14 protein-coding genes are annotated in these 16,255 nt (G+C 71.3%); 8 read left to right on the top strand and 6 right to left on the bottom strand.

Annotated elements, in window-relative coordinates; translation table 11 throughout:
* Window positions 1-26 precede the first annotated feature (26 nt).
* From pknB to AB4Z14_RS20235, 4 genes are all read left to right on the top strand, one after another.
* Window positions 27-1,712: a Stk1 family PASTA domain-containing Ser/Thr kinase gene (gene pknB / locus AB4Z14_RS20250; RefSeq protein WP_442276787.1), complete on the top strand. Its 1,686-nt coding sequence runs from the start codon at window positions 27-29 to the stop codon at window positions 1,710-1,712.
* Window positions 1,713-1,786: 74 nt separating this feature from the next.
* Window positions 1,787-3,481 (top strand): DUF885 domain-containing protein, encoded by a 1,695-nt coding sequence (locus AB4Z14_RS20245; protein WP_442276786.1) that lies wholly within the window; start codon window positions 1,787-1,789, stop codon window positions 3,479-3,481.
* 149 nt (window positions 3,482-3,630) lie between these two features.
* The gene (locus AB4Z14_RS20240; RefSeq protein WP_442276785.1) at window positions 3,631-6,087 is read left to right on the top strand and encodes a hypothetical protein; all 2,457 of its coding nucleotides are present in this window, start codon (window positions 3,631-3,633) and stop codon (window positions 6,085-6,087) included.
* Between the two features lie 94 nt (window positions 6,088-6,181).
* Window positions 6,182-6,859 carry a Maf family protein gene (locus AB4Z14_RS20235; RefSeq protein WP_056773222.1) on the top strand — a complete coding sequence of 226 codons (678 nt, stop codon included), beginning with the start codon at window positions 6,182-6,184 and terminating at the stop codon, window positions 6,857-6,859.
* Here AB4Z14_RS20235 and AB4Z14_RS20230 read toward each other — a convergent pair.
* The 3 genes from AB4Z14_RS20230 to AB4Z14_RS20220 are packed head-to-tail and all read right to left on the bottom strand — an operon-like array spanning window position 6,850 to window position 10,881.
* Complete coding sequence (locus AB4Z14_RS20230) at window positions 6,850-8,157, bottom strand: hypothetical protein (protein ID WP_442276784.1); 1,308 nt, start codon at window positions 8,155-8,157, stop codon at window positions 6,850-6,852. The two genes, AB4Z14_RS20235 and AB4Z14_RS20230, sit on opposite strands and share 10 nt — an antisense overlap.
* Window positions 8,111-9,706, bottom strand: a complete 1,596-nt coding sequence (locus tag AB4Z14_RS20225; protein ID WP_442276783.1) for an acyl-CoA carboxylase subunit beta — start codon at window positions 9,704-9,706, stop codon at window positions 8,111-8,113. The genes AB4Z14_RS20230 and AB4Z14_RS20225 overlap by 47 nt, the downstream gene beginning before the upstream one ends.
* Window positions 9,703-10,881, bottom strand: coding sequence for an acyl-CoA dehydrogenase family protein (locus AB4Z14_RS20220; protein WP_056773141.1), 1,179 nt, complete (start codon window positions 10,879-10,881; stop codon window positions 9,703-9,705). Before AB4Z14_RS20220 ends, AB4Z14_RS20225 begins: the two co-directional genes overlap by 4 nt.
* A gap of 85 nt (window positions 10,882-10,966) precedes the next feature.
* Between AB4Z14_RS20220 and AB4Z14_RS20215 the strand changes: the two genes are divergently transcribed.
* The 4 genes from AB4Z14_RS20215 (at window position 10,967) to AB4Z14_RS20200 (ending at window position 13,786) form a co-directional block, all read left to right on the top strand.
* Window positions 10,967-11,389, top strand: coding sequence for a MerR family transcriptional regulator (locus tag AB4Z14_RS20215; RefSeq protein ID WP_056773138.1), 423 nt, complete (start codon window positions 10,967-10,969; stop codon window positions 11,387-11,389).
* A 31-nt stretch (window positions 11,390-11,420) separates the two neighbouring features.
* Window positions 11,421-12,299: a sulfurtransferase gene (locus AB4Z14_RS20210; protein WP_442276782.1), complete on the top strand. Its 879-nt coding sequence runs from the start codon at window positions 11,421-11,423 to the stop codon at window positions 12,297-12,299.
* 25 nt (window positions 12,300-12,324) lie between these two features.
* The gene (locus AB4Z14_RS20205) at window positions 12,325-12,780 is read left to right on the top strand and encodes a SufE family protein (protein ID WP_442276781.1); all 456 of its coding nucleotides are present in this window, start codon (window positions 12,325-12,327) and stop codon (window positions 12,778-12,780) included.
* A 307-nt stretch (window positions 12,781-13,087) separates the two neighbouring features.
* A complete protein-coding gene (locus AB4Z14_RS20200; protein WP_442276780.1) occupies window positions 13,088-13,786 on the top strand; it encodes a helix-turn-helix domain-containing protein in 699 nt (232 codons plus the stop codon).
* A gap of 97 nt (window positions 13,787-13,883) precedes the next feature.
* On the opposite strand, the gene kynA is transcribed toward AB4Z14_RS20200, so the two are convergent.
* The 3 genes from kynA to AB4Z14_RS20185 are packed head-to-tail and all read right to left on the bottom strand — an operon-like array spanning window position 13,884 to window position 16,176.
* On the bottom strand, window positions 13,884-14,759 hold the full coding sequence (kynA, locus tag AB4Z14_RS20195) for a tryptophan 2,3-dioxygenase (protein ID WP_056773122.1): 876 nt from the start codon (window positions 14,757-14,759) through the stop codon (window positions 13,884-13,886).
* Between the two features lie 22 nt (window positions 14,760-14,781).
* Window positions 14,782-15,294, bottom strand: a complete 513-nt coding sequence (locus AB4Z14_RS20190) for a DUF3806 domain-containing protein (protein ID WP_442276779.1) — start codon at window positions 15,292-15,294, stop codon at window positions 14,782-14,784.
* A gap of 39 nt (window positions 15,295-15,333) precedes the next feature.
* A complete protein-coding gene (locus tag AB4Z14_RS20185) occupies window positions 15,334-16,176 on the bottom strand; it encodes an aldo/keto reductase (RefSeq protein WP_442276778.1) in 843 nt (280 codons plus the stop codon).
* Window positions 16,177-16,255: the final 79 nt, after the last annotated feature.

Here is a 16,255-nt window from a genome sequence, read left to right as displayed (position 1 = left end):
GGCCTGCTGCCCTACGCTCGTTGCCCATGTCTGTCGAGTCGAGCCCCACCGTCCGGATCGCCGAGCGCTACTCCCTGCGTGAGCGCATCGCCGTCGGCGGCATGGGTGAGGTGCACCTCGCGACCGACGACCGCCTGGGCCGGCTCGTCGCCGTCAAGGTGCTCGCTGCCGGGTTTGCCGACTCCCCCGACTTCGTCGAGCGCTTCCGCCGGGAGGCCCTGACGGCCGCCGCGCTCTCCCACCCGAACATCGCCCAGGTCTACGACTACGGCGTCGACGGCGACTCCCACTTCATCGTCATGGAGTATGCCGAGGGCCAGGACCTCGCCCAGGTGATCCGGCAGCACGGCCGGCTCACCCCCGGCGACGCGGTCCGCGTCGCCGAGCAGGTCTGCGCAGCGCTCGGCGCCGCCCACCGCGCCGGTGTCGTCCACCGTGACGTCAAGCCCGGCAACGTCATCATCCGTCCAGACGGCACGGTCAAGGTGACCGACTTCGGTATCGCCCGGGCCCTCGGGCAGGCGTCGCTCACCGACACCGGCACCGTGATGGGGACGGCCGCCTACGTCGCTCCCGAGCAGGCCCGGGGCGAGGCCACGACGCCGTCGTCCGACCTCTACTCGCTCGGCATCCTGCTCTTCCAGATGCTGACCGGCTCGGTGCCCTTCGACGGCGACACCCCGGTCGCGATCGCGATGCGCCACCTCGACGAGCCGGTGCCGCTGCCCAGCTCGCGCGTCGCCGACCTGCCCGCGAACCTCGACGAGGTCGTCGTCCGCGCCACGGCCAAGTCACCGGCCGACCGCTACGCCGATGCCGACGCCATGGCTGCCGCGCTGGTCGGTCACGAGATGCGCGCCGACGCCGCCACCCGGGCCCTGCCGGCCGGCGAGGCGACCTCGGTGCTCGACCTCGGCGCCGGCGGCGCCAGCACGGCGATGATGCCGACCGTCGGTGTCCTCCCGGGCGGCCAGCGCACCGCCGTCCACCCGGCGCCCACGGCGTACGCCGAGGCCCCGGCCTCGGCCCCGCCCGTCCAGCGTGGGCCGACCGTCACCCGGCGCTCGAACGCGGCGAGCCGCCGCCGGTCCGGCCCGAGCCCCGTCGTCTGGGTGCTCCTCGTCGCCGTCGCGGCACTCGTCGGGATCCTCGGCTACGTCCTGCTGTCGGGTTCGGGTGCGCCGACGACCGCCGCTCCCGGCACGCGCCCGTCGGCGACCTCCCAGAAGCCGACGCCTGCACCGTCCACGACCGCCCCGCCGTCCGACGGCAGCACCGTCCCCGGCGGCCTCGTCGGCCAGCAGCGCGACGCCGCGGTCAACGAGCTGATCGGGCTCGGTGTCAACGTGCGCTGGGTGCTCGTGCGCTCGACCCAGCCGGACGGCGCGGTCATGGGGAGCTACCCCGCCGAGGGGCAGCCCATGGCGAAGGGGCAGACCGTCGCGCTCGTCGTCAGCCGCGGACACGCCCCTGACCGGGTCAACTCCTCCTTCGTCGTGCCCGACGGCCTCGTCGGCACGAGCGCCAAGGACGCGGAGAAGTCCCTCGGCGGCGAGGACGTCCGCGTCACGCGGGTCACCGTCCCGTCCGACGGCGACAGCGGTCAGGTCCTCGCGACCTGGCCGTCGGCGGGCACCCAGACCGCCGACGGGATCGTCGTGCTCGTCGTGTCGGGCGATGCCAAGGGCGGCTCGTCCGACGGCGACGGCTGAGCCACCGGCCGGGGTCGCGAACAGGTGCCCACAATGCACTGGCACGTGACCGCGGGCTGGATTACGTTCGCCGGGTGACCGCCAACACCCAGACCGCGCGACCCCAGACCGACGTCGACCGCATCGCGGAGACCTACTTCGACGCGTCCGTCGCCCTCAGCCCCATCAACGCGACCTTCCTCGGCGTCCCGGGCGCCGAGGAGGAGCTCGACGACCTCTCCCCCGCCGGCAACGCCGCCGCCTCGGAGCTGCGCCGGACGACCCTGGCCCAGCTCGCCGCCGTGAGCCCGACCGACGACGTCGACGGGGTCACCGTCGACGCCATGACCGAGCGCCTCCGGCTCTCCGAGGACCGGTATGCCGCCGGGCTCGACGAGATGGCCCTCAACGTCCTCGCGTCCCCGCTGCAGGCCGTCCGCGACGTCTTCGACCTCATGCCGCAGGAGACCGAGGACAACTGGCGCACGTTCGCCGTCCGCCTCACGAAGATCCCGGCCGCGCTCGAGGGGTACAAGGAGTCGCTGCTCCTCGCCCGCGAGCGCGGACAGGTGTCTCCGCGCCGCCAGGTCGAGGCCTGCGCCGAGCAGTCGCGCGACCTCGTGGCGGACGACGGCTACTTCGCCAAGGTCGTGGCCGACGCGACCGTGGGTGACACGCCGCTCGCGGGCGAGGTCAAGGACCAGCTCGCCGAGGGCGCGAAGGTGGCCGCCGCGGCCTACGCCGACATCGCCGACTGGCTGGAGCGCGAGCTGCTGCCGCACGCCCCCGAGGCCGACGCCTGCGGCATCGAGCGCTACCGGCTCGAGTCGCGTTACTTCCTCGGCGCCACGGTCGACCTCGAGGAGACCTACCGCTGGGGCCAGCAGGAGGTGGCGAGCCTGCACGCCCAGATGAGCGAGATCGCCGAGGGCCTCGAGGCCGGGGCGAACGTGCAGCGAGGTGTCGAGATCCTCGACGCCGACGACCGCTACGCCCTGCACGGCACCGACGCGCTCAAGGCCTGGATGCAGGAGCGGGCTGACGAGGTCATCGCCGACCTCACGGACGTCCACTTCGACATCCCCGAGCCGGTCCAGCGCATCGAGTGCATGATCGCGCCGACGCAGACCGGTGGCATCTACTACACCGGCCCGTCCGACGACTTCAGCCGGCCCGGCCGCATGTGGTGGTCGGTGCCCAAGGGCAACACCGAGTTCCGGACGTGGAACGAGCTGACGACCGTCTACCACGAGGGCGTCCCGGGCCACCACCTCCAGGTCGCGCAGACGGTCTACCGCTCCGAGCTGCTCAACAAGTGGCGTCGCCTCGAGGCGTGGACGTCCGGTCACGGTGAGGGCTGGGCCCTCTACGCCGAGCGGCTCATGGCCGAGCTCGGCTACATGGACGACCCGGGCAACCGAATGGGCTGGCTTGCGGGACAGTCGCTTCGGGCCGCACGCGTCGTCATCGACATCGGCGTGCACTGCGGGTTCGACGCCCCCGAGGAGGTCGGTGGCGGCGCGTGGGACTACGACAAGGCCTGGACCTACCTGACCCGCTACGGCTTCATGGACGAGAAGATCCTGCGCTTCGAGCTCAACCGCTACCTCGGCTGGCCGGGCCAGGCGCCCAGCTACAAGATCGGCGAGCGCCTGTGGCTGCAGCTGCGCGACGAGGTCAAGCAGCGCGAGGGGGACGCGTTCGACCTCAAGGCCTTCCACCGCCGCGCCCTCGACATCGGCGGCGTCGGCCTCGACACCCTGCGCGGCGCTGTGCTGCAGGAGATCTGACGGACTCAGGAGGCCCCCGACCCCAGCTGTCGGGGGCCTCCTCCGTCCCGGGCACCGCTCCCATGGTCACCGCGTCGGCACGCACCTATGCTGACGTCGCGCCTGCCGACAGCGCGGGCGCCGACACAGCTCATACAGGGGAGACAACAGTGTTCAGCCACCGCCTTGCGGTCGGCCGGGCCCGGGGGACGATCGCGCGCCGTGCTGCGCGCCGCCTCCTGACCGTGCTGACCGCCGCCACCGTCGCGCTCGGGGTGCTGCCACTGGCAGCCCCGTCCGCCAGCGCCGCCACCTACACCATCAAGGGTCGAGTCACCGGACTCAGCTCGACCGGCACCGTCGTCGGGGTGCCTGACGCAGGCGTCTGGATCTTCGACGCCAACTACGACGACGCCGGCACCATCGCCTACGCGTCGGACGGCACCTACACCGCGACCTTCTCGACGCCGGGGCCGTACCGCATCCAGGCCGGCTGCTGGGGCACGATGACGTGCGCCTCCCAGTGGGGCATCGAGTGGTACGCGAACGAGGGCGCCTTCGACAGCGCCACACCCGTCACGGCCGGCACCACCGCAACGGTCGCCGACATCCGGCTCGACCGCCGCTCGACGATCAAGGGCACGGTGAAGAACACCGCAGGCCAGCCCATCACGGCCTCCGAGATCAGCATCTCGAAGTCGACGGGGGGCGACGTCGTCACGGCCAGGCCCGCAGCCGACGGCACCTTCACCCTGACCGGCGTCGAGGCCGGTCCGAGCAACCTCATGGCCGAGGACACCTCGGGCCAGAACCTCTACGAGAACGAGTCCTGGAACGGCACCGCGAGCACGCCCGACTACGTCGACTGGTCGGTGCCCGCGGGCGTGACGGTCACCGGCGTGAACTTCGTGCTCGACCCGTGGACCGGCGTCGTCGTCAAGGTCACCGACTCCGCGGGCAACCCCCTGCAGAACATCAACTGGGACCTGCTCGAGTACCGTCCCGCCGAGGGCGACTGGTTGGGCCAGCAGTACGGCCCCAAGCTCACCTCCGCCGACGGCACCGTCGCCGTGGGCACCGAGGTCGGCACGACGTACAAGTTCTGCGTCTCGGACACGTGGTACGACAACTGGGCACCCGCGACCCGGTACCAGGACCGTTGCTGGGACGGGGCGACGACGGAGGCCACGGCCACCCCGTTCACCGTGACGACCGAGACACGACGACGCGACCTCACGATCGTCCTCCCCGTCGCCGGCAAGGGCCTCACGGCCCGTGAGCCGTTCGTCAGCGGCACCCCCACGGTCGGCAGCACCCTCACGGTCGACCCGGGCACGTGGGCCCCCTCCGGCGTCGCTCTCACCTACGAGTGGATGAAGCCGAACGGCGCGGGCACCGGCTTCGTCGCGATCCCCGGCGCGACCGGTCGCACGTTCACCGTGACGAGCGACCTGTTGGGGACGTACGTCTTCGCCCGGGTCACCGGGACGCTGAGCGGCTACCGCAGCGCCCAGTACTACGCCAACGGCGTCGAGATCCGGTCGACGGCGCCGACGCTGGCGAGTCCGTTGACGATCACCGGATCGGGCGTTGCGGGCACCTCGCTCAACGCCTCGCACGGCGCCATCTCGCCTGCCGGCGACTGGTCGCCGAGCTACACCTGGGTCGTGGGGGGCGTGCCGCAGGACACCATGTGGGGCGGCCTGTCCCCGTTGGCCCTGACGAGCGCCATGGTGGGCCAGCGCATCACGCTGCGGATGAGCGCCTACCTCGACGGCGCCACGCTGCAGGTGAACGCCACCGGCCCGGTCGTGCTGGCCGGCACCGTCTCCGGCACGACACCCACGGTCACGGGCACGGCGAAGGTTGGAAGCACCCTCACCGCGGCCACGGGCACGTGGGGCCCGACTCCGGTCACCCTCGCCTACCAGTGGTACCGCTCGGGCGTCGCGATCTCGGGTGCCACGGCGACCACGTATGCGTTGACGGCCAGCGACCTGGGGAAGGCGATGACCGTCAAGGTCACCGGCTCCAAGGTGAGCTACGCCTCGACGGCGAAGACGTCTGCGGCCACGACGGCCGTCGCCGCGGGCACGCTCACCGCCCCGACGTCGACGATCAGCGGCACCAAGGCCGTCGGCTACACCCTCACCGCCGTCCCCGGGACGTGGGGCCCGGCGCCGGTCACGCTGGCCTACCAGTGGTACCGCTCGGGCGTCGCGATCTCCGGCGCCACGGCGAGCACGTACAAGTTGACGACGACCGACCAGACCAAGACGATGACCGTCAGGGTGACGGGCACGAAGTCCGGCTACACGACGGTCGCCCACACGTCTGCGGCGACGACCGCGGTGCTCGGCTCGTTCACGGCGCCCACCCCGACCCTGTCGGGCACGCAGCGGGTCGGATACACGCTGACGGCCAACCCCGGCACGTGGAGCCCGGCCCCGACGACCATGACCTACCAGTGGTACCGGTCCGGCGCGGCGATCTCGGGGGCCACCGCGAAGACGTACAAGCTCACGAGCACCGACAGGGGCACGTACGTCAAGGTCCGCGTCACCGGCGCGAAGTCCGGCTACCTCACGAGGTCCGTCTACTCGCCGCAGACGGCAGCCATAGGCTGACGCTCGGTCCCACGTGGGCGATCGACGGCGCTGCCTCCCCGGGGGCGGCGCCGTCGGCGTTCCCGACAGCGAGCGCGCCGCCTACCATGGCGTCATGCCGCCGAGTCCCCTCCCCGACGTGCCCGCCGTCCAGCTCGTCCTCGCCTCCGCCTCCCCGGCTCGACGGGCGACCCTTCGCTCCGCCGGTGTCGAGCCGGTCGTCGTCGTCAGCGAGGTCGACGAGGACCTGACCGTCGCCGAGGCGACGGATCGCTACGGCCCGCTCGAGCCGGCCGACATCTCGCTGCTGCTGGCCCGCGCCAAGGCCGAGGACGTCGCGGCCCGCGTCGACGCGGGCGTCGTCGTGCTCGGCTGCGACTCGGTGCTCGAGCTCGACGGGGAGGTCCACGGCAAGCCGGGCGACGCCGCGGAGGCCGTGTCCCGGTGGCGCCGGATGCGAGGCCGGTCAGGGGTGCTGCACACGGGCCACTGGCTCGTCGACGAGCGCGGCAGCGGCGGCGCCACGCTGGGCGCGACGGCGTCCACGACCGTCCACTTCGCGAAGCTCTCCGAGGAGGAGATCGAGGCCTACGTCGCCACGGGCGAGCCGCTCACCGTGGCCGGGGCCTTCACCATCGACGGGCTCGGCGGCGCGTTCGTCACGGCTGTCGAGGGCGACCACCACAACGTCGTCGGCCTGTCCCTGCCGTTGCTGCGCGACCTCCTGGCCGACGCCGGGGTCGAGTGGTTCGACGTCGTCGGCGGGGTCGCGAGGGGCGACGGTCAGGGGTAGAGGTCGTCGGTGAGGTTCTCGATGACGAGGTAGTGCTCGGTCCACCACCACATCTGGGCCGCGCCGATGACGACGATGAGCCCGAGCAGCCAGTAGCGGTAGCGCCGCCACCAGCGCAGCTTGAGGAACCACGCAATGACGAGCGTCATCGGGAAGGCGAGCAGGGCGTAGCGCACGCGGCTCGGTGTCGTGCTCGTCACGAGGATGATGTATGCGGGGTAGGCGCCCGCCCAGCCCCAGATCTCCGGGCCCCAGCGCCACGAGTTCTTCGTCAGCATGAACCACGTGAACGCGGCGATGCCCAACACGCCCGCGACCTGCCCGACGACGCCCCAGTAGTCGTAGAGGAGGTTCCACCACAGGTAGAGCTTGATCTTCGTCTCGATGTTCCAGGCGAGCATCGTGTCGTTGTACGCGTTGGGCGTGTCGGTCGCGATCGTGACGATCGTCGGCCAGAGGAAGGTCAGGGCCCCCGCGTAGGCGGCGAGCGCCGCCAACCCGACGCGCAGACGCACCGGGTGCTCGCCCTCGTCACCCTGCCGCCACCGGACGACCGCGTGGGCGATGATGACCGGCACCATCGCGATGACGACGTTGCGGCTCAGGGACAGGACGAGGAGCGCCAGAGCCACCCACCAGTACTGCCGCTTGCGGAGCAGCCACAGGACGGTGACGACGCCCAGCAGGGCCGTCGACTCGGTGTAGGAGGCCGAGAAGGCCGGCGACGCGATGAAGAAGCACGTGGCGACGACGGCGACGATCGCCTCCCAGCGACCGACGGCCTGGTCGACGAGCTTGAAGAGGACGTGCATCGCGGCGAAGCCGATGACGATCGACAGCGTCGGCGCGACGACGGCGAAGGGCAGGCCGGTGACCTTCATGATGAGTCCGGCGGTCATCGGGAACACCGGGAAGAAGGCCCACGGGTTCATGTCGATGCCGCCCCAGCCGACCCGGGGCAGCACCGCGGGATAGCCCTGCTCGGCGATGACGCGGTACCACTGGCCGTCCCAGCCCGTCATGACCGCGGCGTAGCCGGGGTCCGCGGGCGAGGGGTAGAAGATGCGGATGTTGGCCGTGCCGATGGGCAGCGGGATCTGGTAGCGCGAGAGGTAGGTCGCGGCGACCCAGACGAAGAGACGCGAGACGCCGAAGACCGCGAACGGAAACCAGACCGGGAAGCGGCGCCAGAACGGCTGCTTCCGCTCGACGTCCCGGTCGGGGTGCTCGAGCCTGTGACCGAGGCGCGGCTCAGACCGGCGGGACGGAGCGTCGGCGCTCGCTGAAGTGACGGTCACGCCGGGAAGCATAAGCCAGCCGGCGCACCAGGTCCGAGCGCAGCTCATCCGCCTCGATGATGGAGTCGAGGACCAGATCGGCCGCGAGACGCTCGATGTCGACGTCCTCCTCGTACTCCCGGCGCCGGTCTGCCACGAATCGTGCCTGTTCGTCCGGATCGGCGATCTCGGCGATCTTGTTGGCGTAGACGGCGTTGACGGCAGCCTCCGGCCCCATCACCGCGATGCGCGCGGTCGGGAGCGCGATCGTCGCGTCGGGTCCGAAACCGGGTCCGCCCATGGCGTAGAGCCCCGCCCCGTAGGCCTTGCGGACGACGACGCAGAACTGCGGCACGGTCGCGGACGAGACGGCGCTGACCATCTTGGCGCCGTGACGGATGATGCCGCCGCGCTCGACCTCGGAGCCGATCATGAAGCCGGGCACGTCGGCGAGGTAGACGAGCGGGATGTTGAAGGCGTCGCACAGCCAGATGAAGCGCGCGGCCTTGTCGGCGCTGTCGGTGAAGAGCACGCCGCCCTTGACCATCGAGTTGTTGGCGACGATGCCGACGGTCTGGCCCTCGAGACGGCCGAAGCCGATGACGAGCTCACCGGCCCAGAGGGGCTTGAGCTCGAAGAAGGAGTCGTCGTCGACGAGCCCGTCGATGACCTCGTGGACGTCGAAGGGCACCGACTCCCGCTCGGGCACGGTCGCACGGGTCAGCGGCGTCGCGGGCTCCTCGGCGGCATACGTGGGCGGGTGGTCGCGCCAGCTGCCGGGGACGTAGGAGAAGTAGAGCTTGGCCAGCTCGATGGCCTCGGCGTCGTCGTGGGCGAGCAGGTCACCGACACCGGAGACCGTGCAGTGCATCCGGGCGCCGCCCATCTCCTCGAGGGAGACCTTCTCGCCGACGACCATCTCGGCCATGCGCGGGCTGCCGAGGTACATCGACGCATTGCCCTCGACCATGATGATGAGGTCGCAGAAGCTGGGGATGTAGGCGCCGCCCGCGGCACTCGGACCGAAGAGGCAGCAGATCTGCGGCACCTTGCCCGAGAGCGCCACCTGGTTGTGGAAGATGCGCCCGGCGCCGCGGCGGCCGGGGAACATCTCGACCTGGTCGGTGATGCGGGCGCCTGCCGAGTCGACGAACCAGAAGACCGGCAGCTCCTCGCGCAGTGCCATCTCGGTGGCGCGGACGATCTTCTCGACGGTCCGGGCGCCCCAGGATCCGGCCTTGACGGTGGGGTCGTTGGCGATGACGATCGCCGCTCGTCCGTCGACGGTGCCGCGTCCCGTGACGACGCCGTCGGCCGGGAGACCCGGCGCCAGCGCGTTGGCGTAGCGGCCGTCCTCGACGAACGAGCCCTCGTCGAAGAGCAGCGCGATGCGGTCGCGGACGTAGATCTTGCCCTGCGCGTCGAGCTTGGCCTGGGCTTTCTCCGGTGCGCTGGCCGACGCCGTGTGGGCGGCCGCGAGACGGGTCCGGACGTCGGCGACGCGCGGGTCGCCGTGCGGGTCAGGGCTCGGCGTGGTGCCGGGGGTGGTGCTCGGTGCGGTCCCGGTCATGCCGGCAGCCCCATCCCGCGGGCGATGAGCATGCGCTGGACCTCGGACGTGCCCTCGCCGATCTCGAGGATCTTGGCGTCGCGGTAGAAGCGGGCCACGGGGTACTCCTCCATGAAGCCGTTGCCGCCGAAGACCTGCGTCGCGATCCGGGTGGCCGTGACGGCGGCCTCGGTCGAGTAGAGCTTGGCGATGGCGGCAGCCTGCTTGACCTCCTTGACGGAGCGCTTGCCGGCGTGGAGCTCGTCCTTGAGCCAGGCCGCCTTGTAGGTCAGCAGCCGGGCGCCCTCGACCATGACCGCGAGGTCGGCGAGCTGGAACGAGACGCCCTGGTTGACGCCGATCGGGCGGCCGAAGGCGACGCGGGTCTTCGCGTAGTCGGTGGCGAGCTCGAGGCACGCCTGGGCGCAGCCGACGGCGAGTGCCGAGATGGCGATGCGGCCGTCGTCGAGGGTCTTGAGGAACTGCTTGAAGCCCTCCCCCTCCGCGCCGAGGAGGTGGTCGGCGGGGACGCGGCAGTCCTCGAACGTGAGGCCGTGGGTGTCGGAGACGTGCCAGCCGAGCTTGTGGTACGCCGGCTCGACGACGAAGCCCCGGGTGCCGGCGGGCACCATGATCGCCGAGATCTGCGGCGAGCCGTCCTCGTTCGTGCCGGTGCGCGCGGTCACGGTGACGACGGACGTGATGTCGGTGCCGGAGTTCGTGATGAAGGCCTTGGCGCCGTTGACGACCCACTCGTCGCCGTCGCGGACGGCTCGCGTGCGGGTCGCACCGGCATCGGAGCCGGCCTCGGGCTCGGTGAGGCCGAAGCCGGCGAGGGCGCGGCCGGCGACGAGGTCGGGCAGGAAGCGCTGCTTCTGCTCCTCGGTCCCGTAGGTGAGGATCGGGTTGATGCCGAGCCCCACGCCCGCGGACAGTGTGATGCCGATCGACTGGTCGACGCGGCCCAGCTCCTCGATGGCGACGCAGAGGCTGGTGAAGTCGCCGGACTCCCCTGCGCCGCCGTACTCCTCCGGCACGACGAGGCCGAACAGCCCGAGGTCACCCATCTTCGGCACGAGGTCGGCCGGGAAGTAGGCGGCGGCGTCCCACTTGGCGATGTGGGGCGCGACCTCCTTCTCGGCGAAGTCGCGGACGACCATCCGGAAGTCCTCGTGGTCCTGGCTGAGCTCGAACATCGCTGTTCTCCTGAAGGGGTGGCGGCCATCACGCGCTCGTGACGCGTGCTTGACGTTGACGTAAACGTAAAGCACTATCGACCCCATGACAAGTGACACCTCGACCACGCACCGGTCCTCGCGGACCGGCGAGACGTGGACCATCGCCCAGGTGGCCGAGGCGTTCGACGTCACCCATCGGACGGTGCGCCACTACGAGGACCTCGGGCTCATCTCCCCCGAGCGTCGCGGCACGCAGCGCGTCTACCACCGCCGCGACCGCACGCGCCTCGGCCTGATCCTGCGCGGCAAGCGGCTCGGTTTCCCGCTCGAGGAGATCCGCACGATCATCGACCTCTTCGACGCCCCGCGCGGTCGTCGCACCCAGCTCGAGTACGTCCTGGACCAGATCGACGAGCGCCGCACCGACCTCGAGCAGCGGCTGCGGGACGTGCAGGACGCCATCGCCGAGCTCGGCGAGTTCGAGCGCCGCTGTCGCGACGACCTCGGGCGCCTCGACCACGTGTGAGGGGCCGGGCCCCGCGTGACACGATGGGGACATGAGCGCTGAAGACACGAAGATCTCCGCCTACGCCCACCCCGAGCGGCTCGTCACGACCGACTGGCTCGCGGAGCAGGTCTCGGCCGGCGGCATTGGCGGCCCGGACGGGATCGTGCTGCTCGAGTCCGACGAGGACGTCCTGCTCTACGAGACCGGTCACATCCCCGGCGCGCTCAAGATCGACTGGCACGTCGACCTCAACGACCCCGTGACGCGCGACTACGTCGACGGCGCCCGGTTCGCCGAGGTGATGGGTCAGCGCGGCATCAGCCGCGACACGACCGTCGTCATCTACGGCGACAAGAGCAACTGGTGGGCGGCCTACGCCCTCTGGGTCTTCAGCCTCTTCGGCCACGAGGACGTCCGGCTGCTCGACGGTGGCCGGGCGAAGTGGGTCGCGGAGGGCCGCGAGCTGACTCGCGAGGTGGCGTCCCCGACGGCCGTGGACTACCCCGTCGCCGAGCGTGACGACGCCCCGATCCGCGCCTTCAAGGACGACGTCCTCGCGCACCTCGGCAAGCCCCTCGTCGACGTCCGCTCCCCCGGCGAGTACTCCGGCGAGCTGCTCCACATGCCCGACTACCCCCAGGAGGGGGCGATGCGCGGCGGACACATCCCCGGCGCGAAGTCGGTGCCGTGGGCGCGCGCTGCCGACGAGGACGGCTCGTTCAAGTCGCGCGAAGACCTCGAGGCGATCTACCTCGAGGAGCAGGGCCTGACGCCGTCCGACGACGTCGTCGCGTACTGCCGCATCGGCGAGCGCTCGTCGCACACGTGGTTCGTCCTGACCCACCTGCTCGGCTTCGAGGCCGTGCGCAACTACGACGGCTCGTGGACCGAGTGGGGCAACGCCGTGCGCGTTCCCATCGAGAAGTGACCCCGACGCGAGACAGGAGCCTCTCGTGAGCGACACCCCGCTGCCGGCCTCCCTGGCCGAGATCGCCGAGGACTTCCGCTCGGCGAGCAACGACCTCAAGCTGCAGCTGCTGCTGGAGTTCAGCGACGAGCTGCCGGGACTGCCCGAGCGGTATGCCGGCCACCTCGACCAGCTCGAACGTGTCGACGAGTGCCAGTCGCCGCTCTTCCTCACGGTCGAGGTCGCCGACGGCCCCTCCCTCGAGGACCGGGTCGTCAGCCTCTTCTTCGACGCACCCGCCGAGGCCCCGACGACCCGCGGCTTCGCCGGCATCCTGCACGAGGGTCTCGACGGCCTCTCGGCCACCGAGGTGCTGGGCGTCCCCGACGACGCCCCGATGCGCTTCGGTCTCGCCGAGGCCGTGTCACCCCTGCGCATGCGCGGGATGGTGGCCATGCTCGGTCGCATCAAGCGCCAGGTCCGCGCCAAGACCGCCGTCTGACCCCGCCACTCACCGCACCCTACGTCAGTGCCCCACCCAGCGGGGCACTGACATAGCCGCCAACCCCCACCGCCCGCCGGGCACCCACCCGCACGCGCTACGTCAGTGCCCCACCCAGCGGGGCACTGACGTAGCCGCCGAGCCCGGCCACCTGCTGGGCACCCACCCGCGCTCGCTACGTCACTGCCCCACGGGGCGGGGCAGTGACGTGGCGATCTGTCCACACCCCCGGGACGTGTCGCTCGCCTGTGGATCGTGAACGTACGACCTCGCTGCAGTGTCGGCACCGACGCCGATGATCACGACCATGAGCCCGGAACGGATGCAGGCAGAGGACGTGGTTGCGCGTTACGTCGTGCGGGCACGCCGACTCGCCGACCTCAGCCAGCGCGAGCTCGCAGCACGGGTGGGAGTGTCGTCGAGCACCGTGGGTCGCTACGAGACCGGCTCCGTGGCACCTGGCTTCGGCATCTTCGCGGAGATCCTCGCGCTGGCGGGGCTCCACCTCGCCGTCGTCGACGGTGACGGAAACGAGGTGATGCCCGTGCCGGTCGACACCGTGCGGGACAACCAGGGGCGACGGTTCCCTGCCCACCTCGACGTCGCCCCTCCGGACGAGGTGCCCTTCGAACGCTGGGCCTTCCCGCGCTACGACCGGCCCGAGGCCCGGGGCTGGTTCCGCCACCGGGCCGCCCGGGACGAGCTGGCCGAGGCCGCACCCCGCAGAGGACGCCCGACCGACCATCCGACTGAGGCGGCGCTCACGCTGCGCCATCGCCTCATGCGAGGGCGGCAGCCTCGTATCGACGCACCACCGATGGCCGACGTCGAGTGCGCGTGCCTCGACGTCTGCTTCGAGGAGCTGTGCACCGCTGCATGTCCCTGCCAGTGCGAGCCGCGCGGCCTCAGGGTCCGCAGACGCCTCGCGCTCCCCGGCGAAGACGAAGGCGACGACGAGCGCGGTGGCCCGGCGGGGCGCCTCGGCACTCCGCCGCCCATCGTGTAGTGCTCGGATGATCGTCGCCCACGGCGGCTGGCGGCGCTCGGGCCCGCCGACCCCCTCACGCAACACCAGAGCGCGGGAGCAACGGACGACGCGTGGGTCAACCTCCGATGCGGGTGCGCACCTCGTAGAGCTCGGGGAAGAAGGTCAGGTCGAGGGCGCGCCGCAGGAAGTCGACGCCCGTCGAGCCGCCGGTGCCGGTCTTCTGCCCGATCGTGCGCTGCACGACCTGCAGGTGCCGGAAGCGCCACTGCTGGAAGTTGTCCTCGAGGTCGACGAGCTCCTCGCACGTCTCATAGACGCCCCAGTGCTCGTTCGGCTCGGCGTAGACGGCCGCGAAGACGTCGACGAGCCCCTCGTCGTGGCGGTAGGGCTGGGTCCAGTCACGGTCGAGCAGGCCTGCCGGGACGGCATACCCACGTCGACCGAGGTAGGCGAGGAACTCGTCGTAGAGGCTGGGCTCGTGCAGCAGCGCGTCGAGCGCCGAGCGGGCGCCCTCGTCGTGCGAGAACACGGCCACCATGTCGGCGTTCTTGTTGCCGAGGAGGAACTCGACCTCGCGATACTGCGCCGACTGGAAGCCCGAGCTCGCGGCGAGGAAGGGCCGGATCTGCGCGTACTCGCTCGGCGTCAGCGTCGCGAGCACCGACCACTGGTCCGTCAGGGTGTGCTGGATGTGCTTGACGCGGGCGAGCCTCTTGAGCGCCGGCGCCAGCTCGTCGTCCCTGAGCAGGCTTCTGGCAGAACGGAGCTCGTGGATGAGGAGCTTGAGCCACAGCTCCGACGTCTGGTGCTGGATGATGAAGAGCAGCTCGTCGTGCTGGGGCGGCTCGCTCAGCGGCTGCTGCGCGCTGAGGAGGGTGTCCAGCCGCAGGTAGTCGCCGTAGGACATCTTGCGCGTGAAGTCGCGCTGGATCCCCTCCTCCAGGTCGCGCTTGCTGCGTCGGTCGGGCCCTCCCGGGGCGGCACTGTCCATGCCGGCGATCTTAGGGGTGGGGTCAGCGCGACCGCGGACGGATGCGGACGAGGTGGGACACGACGCCCGGCACCCAGCCGGTCTCGCCGCGCATCCAGCGCGCACCGACGAGGTTGTGCGGCACGACCACCGTGTCGGCGCGCGCCGCCACGAGGCCGAGGTCGGTGCCGAAGACGTCGGTGACGACGGCCCAGTCCCGCGCGCTGTGGCGAGCGAGGTGCTCGCCGATGGCCACGGCATACGTCTCGACGACGACGTCCGGCCCCTCCCCCGAGCCACCCTCGTCGGCCCAGCGGCGGTAGGCCGTGTCGTAGTGGGCGCCGATCGACGCGAGGTCGTCGACGTCCACCCCTTCAGCGGCGGCGTGCTCGAGCGCCGAGGCGATGCGGTCCCGCTCCTCGTCACCGAGCGGCACCGCGACCGGGCGCCCGGTGACGTCGGGGCCGAGCGCGTCGTCCAAGTCCTCGCCGACGCCGGACTCCACGTCCGCGGGCTCGTCGGTGTCGTCCTTGCCCTTGCGCGAGAACAGGCCCATGCCCGCCAATCTAGCGGCTCTGGCCCACCCCGGGTCAGGTCAGCCGAAGGTGTCCGGGTCGGGGCCGGTGCGCGTGCCCCGGTCGAGGCCCGCGAGGGCCCCGAGGTCGTCGTCGCCGAGGCGGAAACCGAAGATCTCGATGTTCTCCGCGATGCGGACCGGGGTGACCGACCGCGTCAGCACGACGTTGCCGAGCTCGACGTGCCAGCGCAGCACGAGCTGGGCCGGCGTGACCGAGTGCTTGGCGGCGAGGTCGCGGACGACCGGGTCGTCGAGCAGGCCGGCGCGCACGGCGAGCGGGCTCCAGGCCTCGGTGACGATGCCGTGCTCGGCATGGAAGGCGCGCAGCTCACGCTGCTGGAGGTAGGGGCTCAGCTCGACCTGGTTGACCGACGGCAGGACTCCGGTCTCGCCGAGCAGGCGCTGGAGGTGGGGCACCTGGAAGTTGCAGACGCCGACCGAGCGGACCCGGCCCTCGCGCTGGAGCTCGAGCATCGCTCGCCAGGCGTCGACGTAGGCGTCCTGCGGCGGCGCCGGCCAGTGGATGAGGTAGAGGTCGAGGACCTCGATGCCGAGGCGCTGCATCGACGCGTCGAAGGCGGCGGGGACGTTCGTGTGGTCGTCGTTCCAGACCTTCGTCGTGACGAAGACGCCGTCGCGGTCGACGTCCTCGCGGGCGAGGACCCGGCCGACGCCCTCCTCGTTGCCGTAGATCCGGGCGGTGTCGATGTGGCGGTAGCCGTCGTCGAGGGCCTGCCCGAAGGCGGCGTCGACGGCACGGTCCGGGACCTCCCAGACGCCGAAGCCGATCTGCGGGATGGCCAGGCCGGGGGTGGAGGCGTGGCCGAGGTCGAGGGTCGGGGCTGACTCGTGTGTCGTCATGCCGTCCACGCTAGGTCGAGGCGGACCGCGGCGGTGTGCGCGACCTCACTCCGAGACGACCGGGAATAGGCCGGAGGAC

The organism is Terrabacter sp. 2TAF16, assembly GCF_052115065.1.
Classification (GTDB): Bacteria; Actinomycetota; Actinomycetes; order Actinomycetales; family Dermatophilaceae; genus Terrabacter.
This window is presented reverse-complemented; position numbering and strand designations above follow the sequence as displayed.

What these genes read in the sequence shown, in the direction of transcription:
- AB4Z14_RS20210 (WP_442276782.1), top strand. Translation starts at nt 11,421, where the DNA reads ATGAGCGCTGAAGACACGAAGATCTCCGCCTACGCCCACCCCGAGCGG.
- pknB (WP_442276787.1), top strand. Translation starts at nt 27, where the DNA reads ATGTCTGTCGAGTCGAGCCCCACCGTCCGGATCGCCGAGCGCTACTCC.
- kynA (WP_056773122.1), bottom strand. Translation starts at nt 14,759, where the DNA reads ATGGACAGTGCCGCCCCGGGAGGGCCCGACCGACGCAGCAAGCGCGAC.
- AB4Z14_RS20220 (WP_056773141.1), bottom strand. Translation starts at nt 10,881, where the DNA reads ATGTTCGAGCTCAGCCAGGACCACGAGGACTTCCGGATGGTCGTCCGC.
- AB4Z14_RS20225 (WP_442276783.1), bottom strand. Translation starts at nt 9,706, where the DNA reads ATGACCGGGACCGCACCGAGCACCACCCCCGGCACCACGCCGAGCCCT.
- AB4Z14_RS20200 (WP_442276780.1), top strand. Translation starts at nt 13,088, where the DNA reads ATGAGCCCGGAACGGATGCAGGCAGAGGACGTGGTTGCGCGTTACGTC.
- AB4Z14_RS20235 (WP_056773222.1), top strand. Translation starts at nt 6,182, where the DNA reads ATGCCGCCGAGTCCCCTCCCCGACGTGCCCGCCGTCCAGCTCGTCCTC.
- AB4Z14_RS20215 (WP_056773138.1), top strand. Translation starts at nt 10,967, where the DNA reads ATGACAAGTGACACCTCGACCACGCACCGGTCCTCGCGGACCGGCGAG.
- AB4Z14_RS20190 (WP_442276779.1), bottom strand. Translation starts at nt 15,294, where the DNA reads ATGGGCCTGTTCTCGCGCAAGGGCAAGGACGACACCGACGAGCCCGCG.
- AB4Z14_RS20185 (WP_442276778.1), bottom strand. Translation starts at nt 16,176, where the DNA reads ATGACGACACACGAGTCAGCCCCGACCCTCGACCTCGGCCACGCCTCC.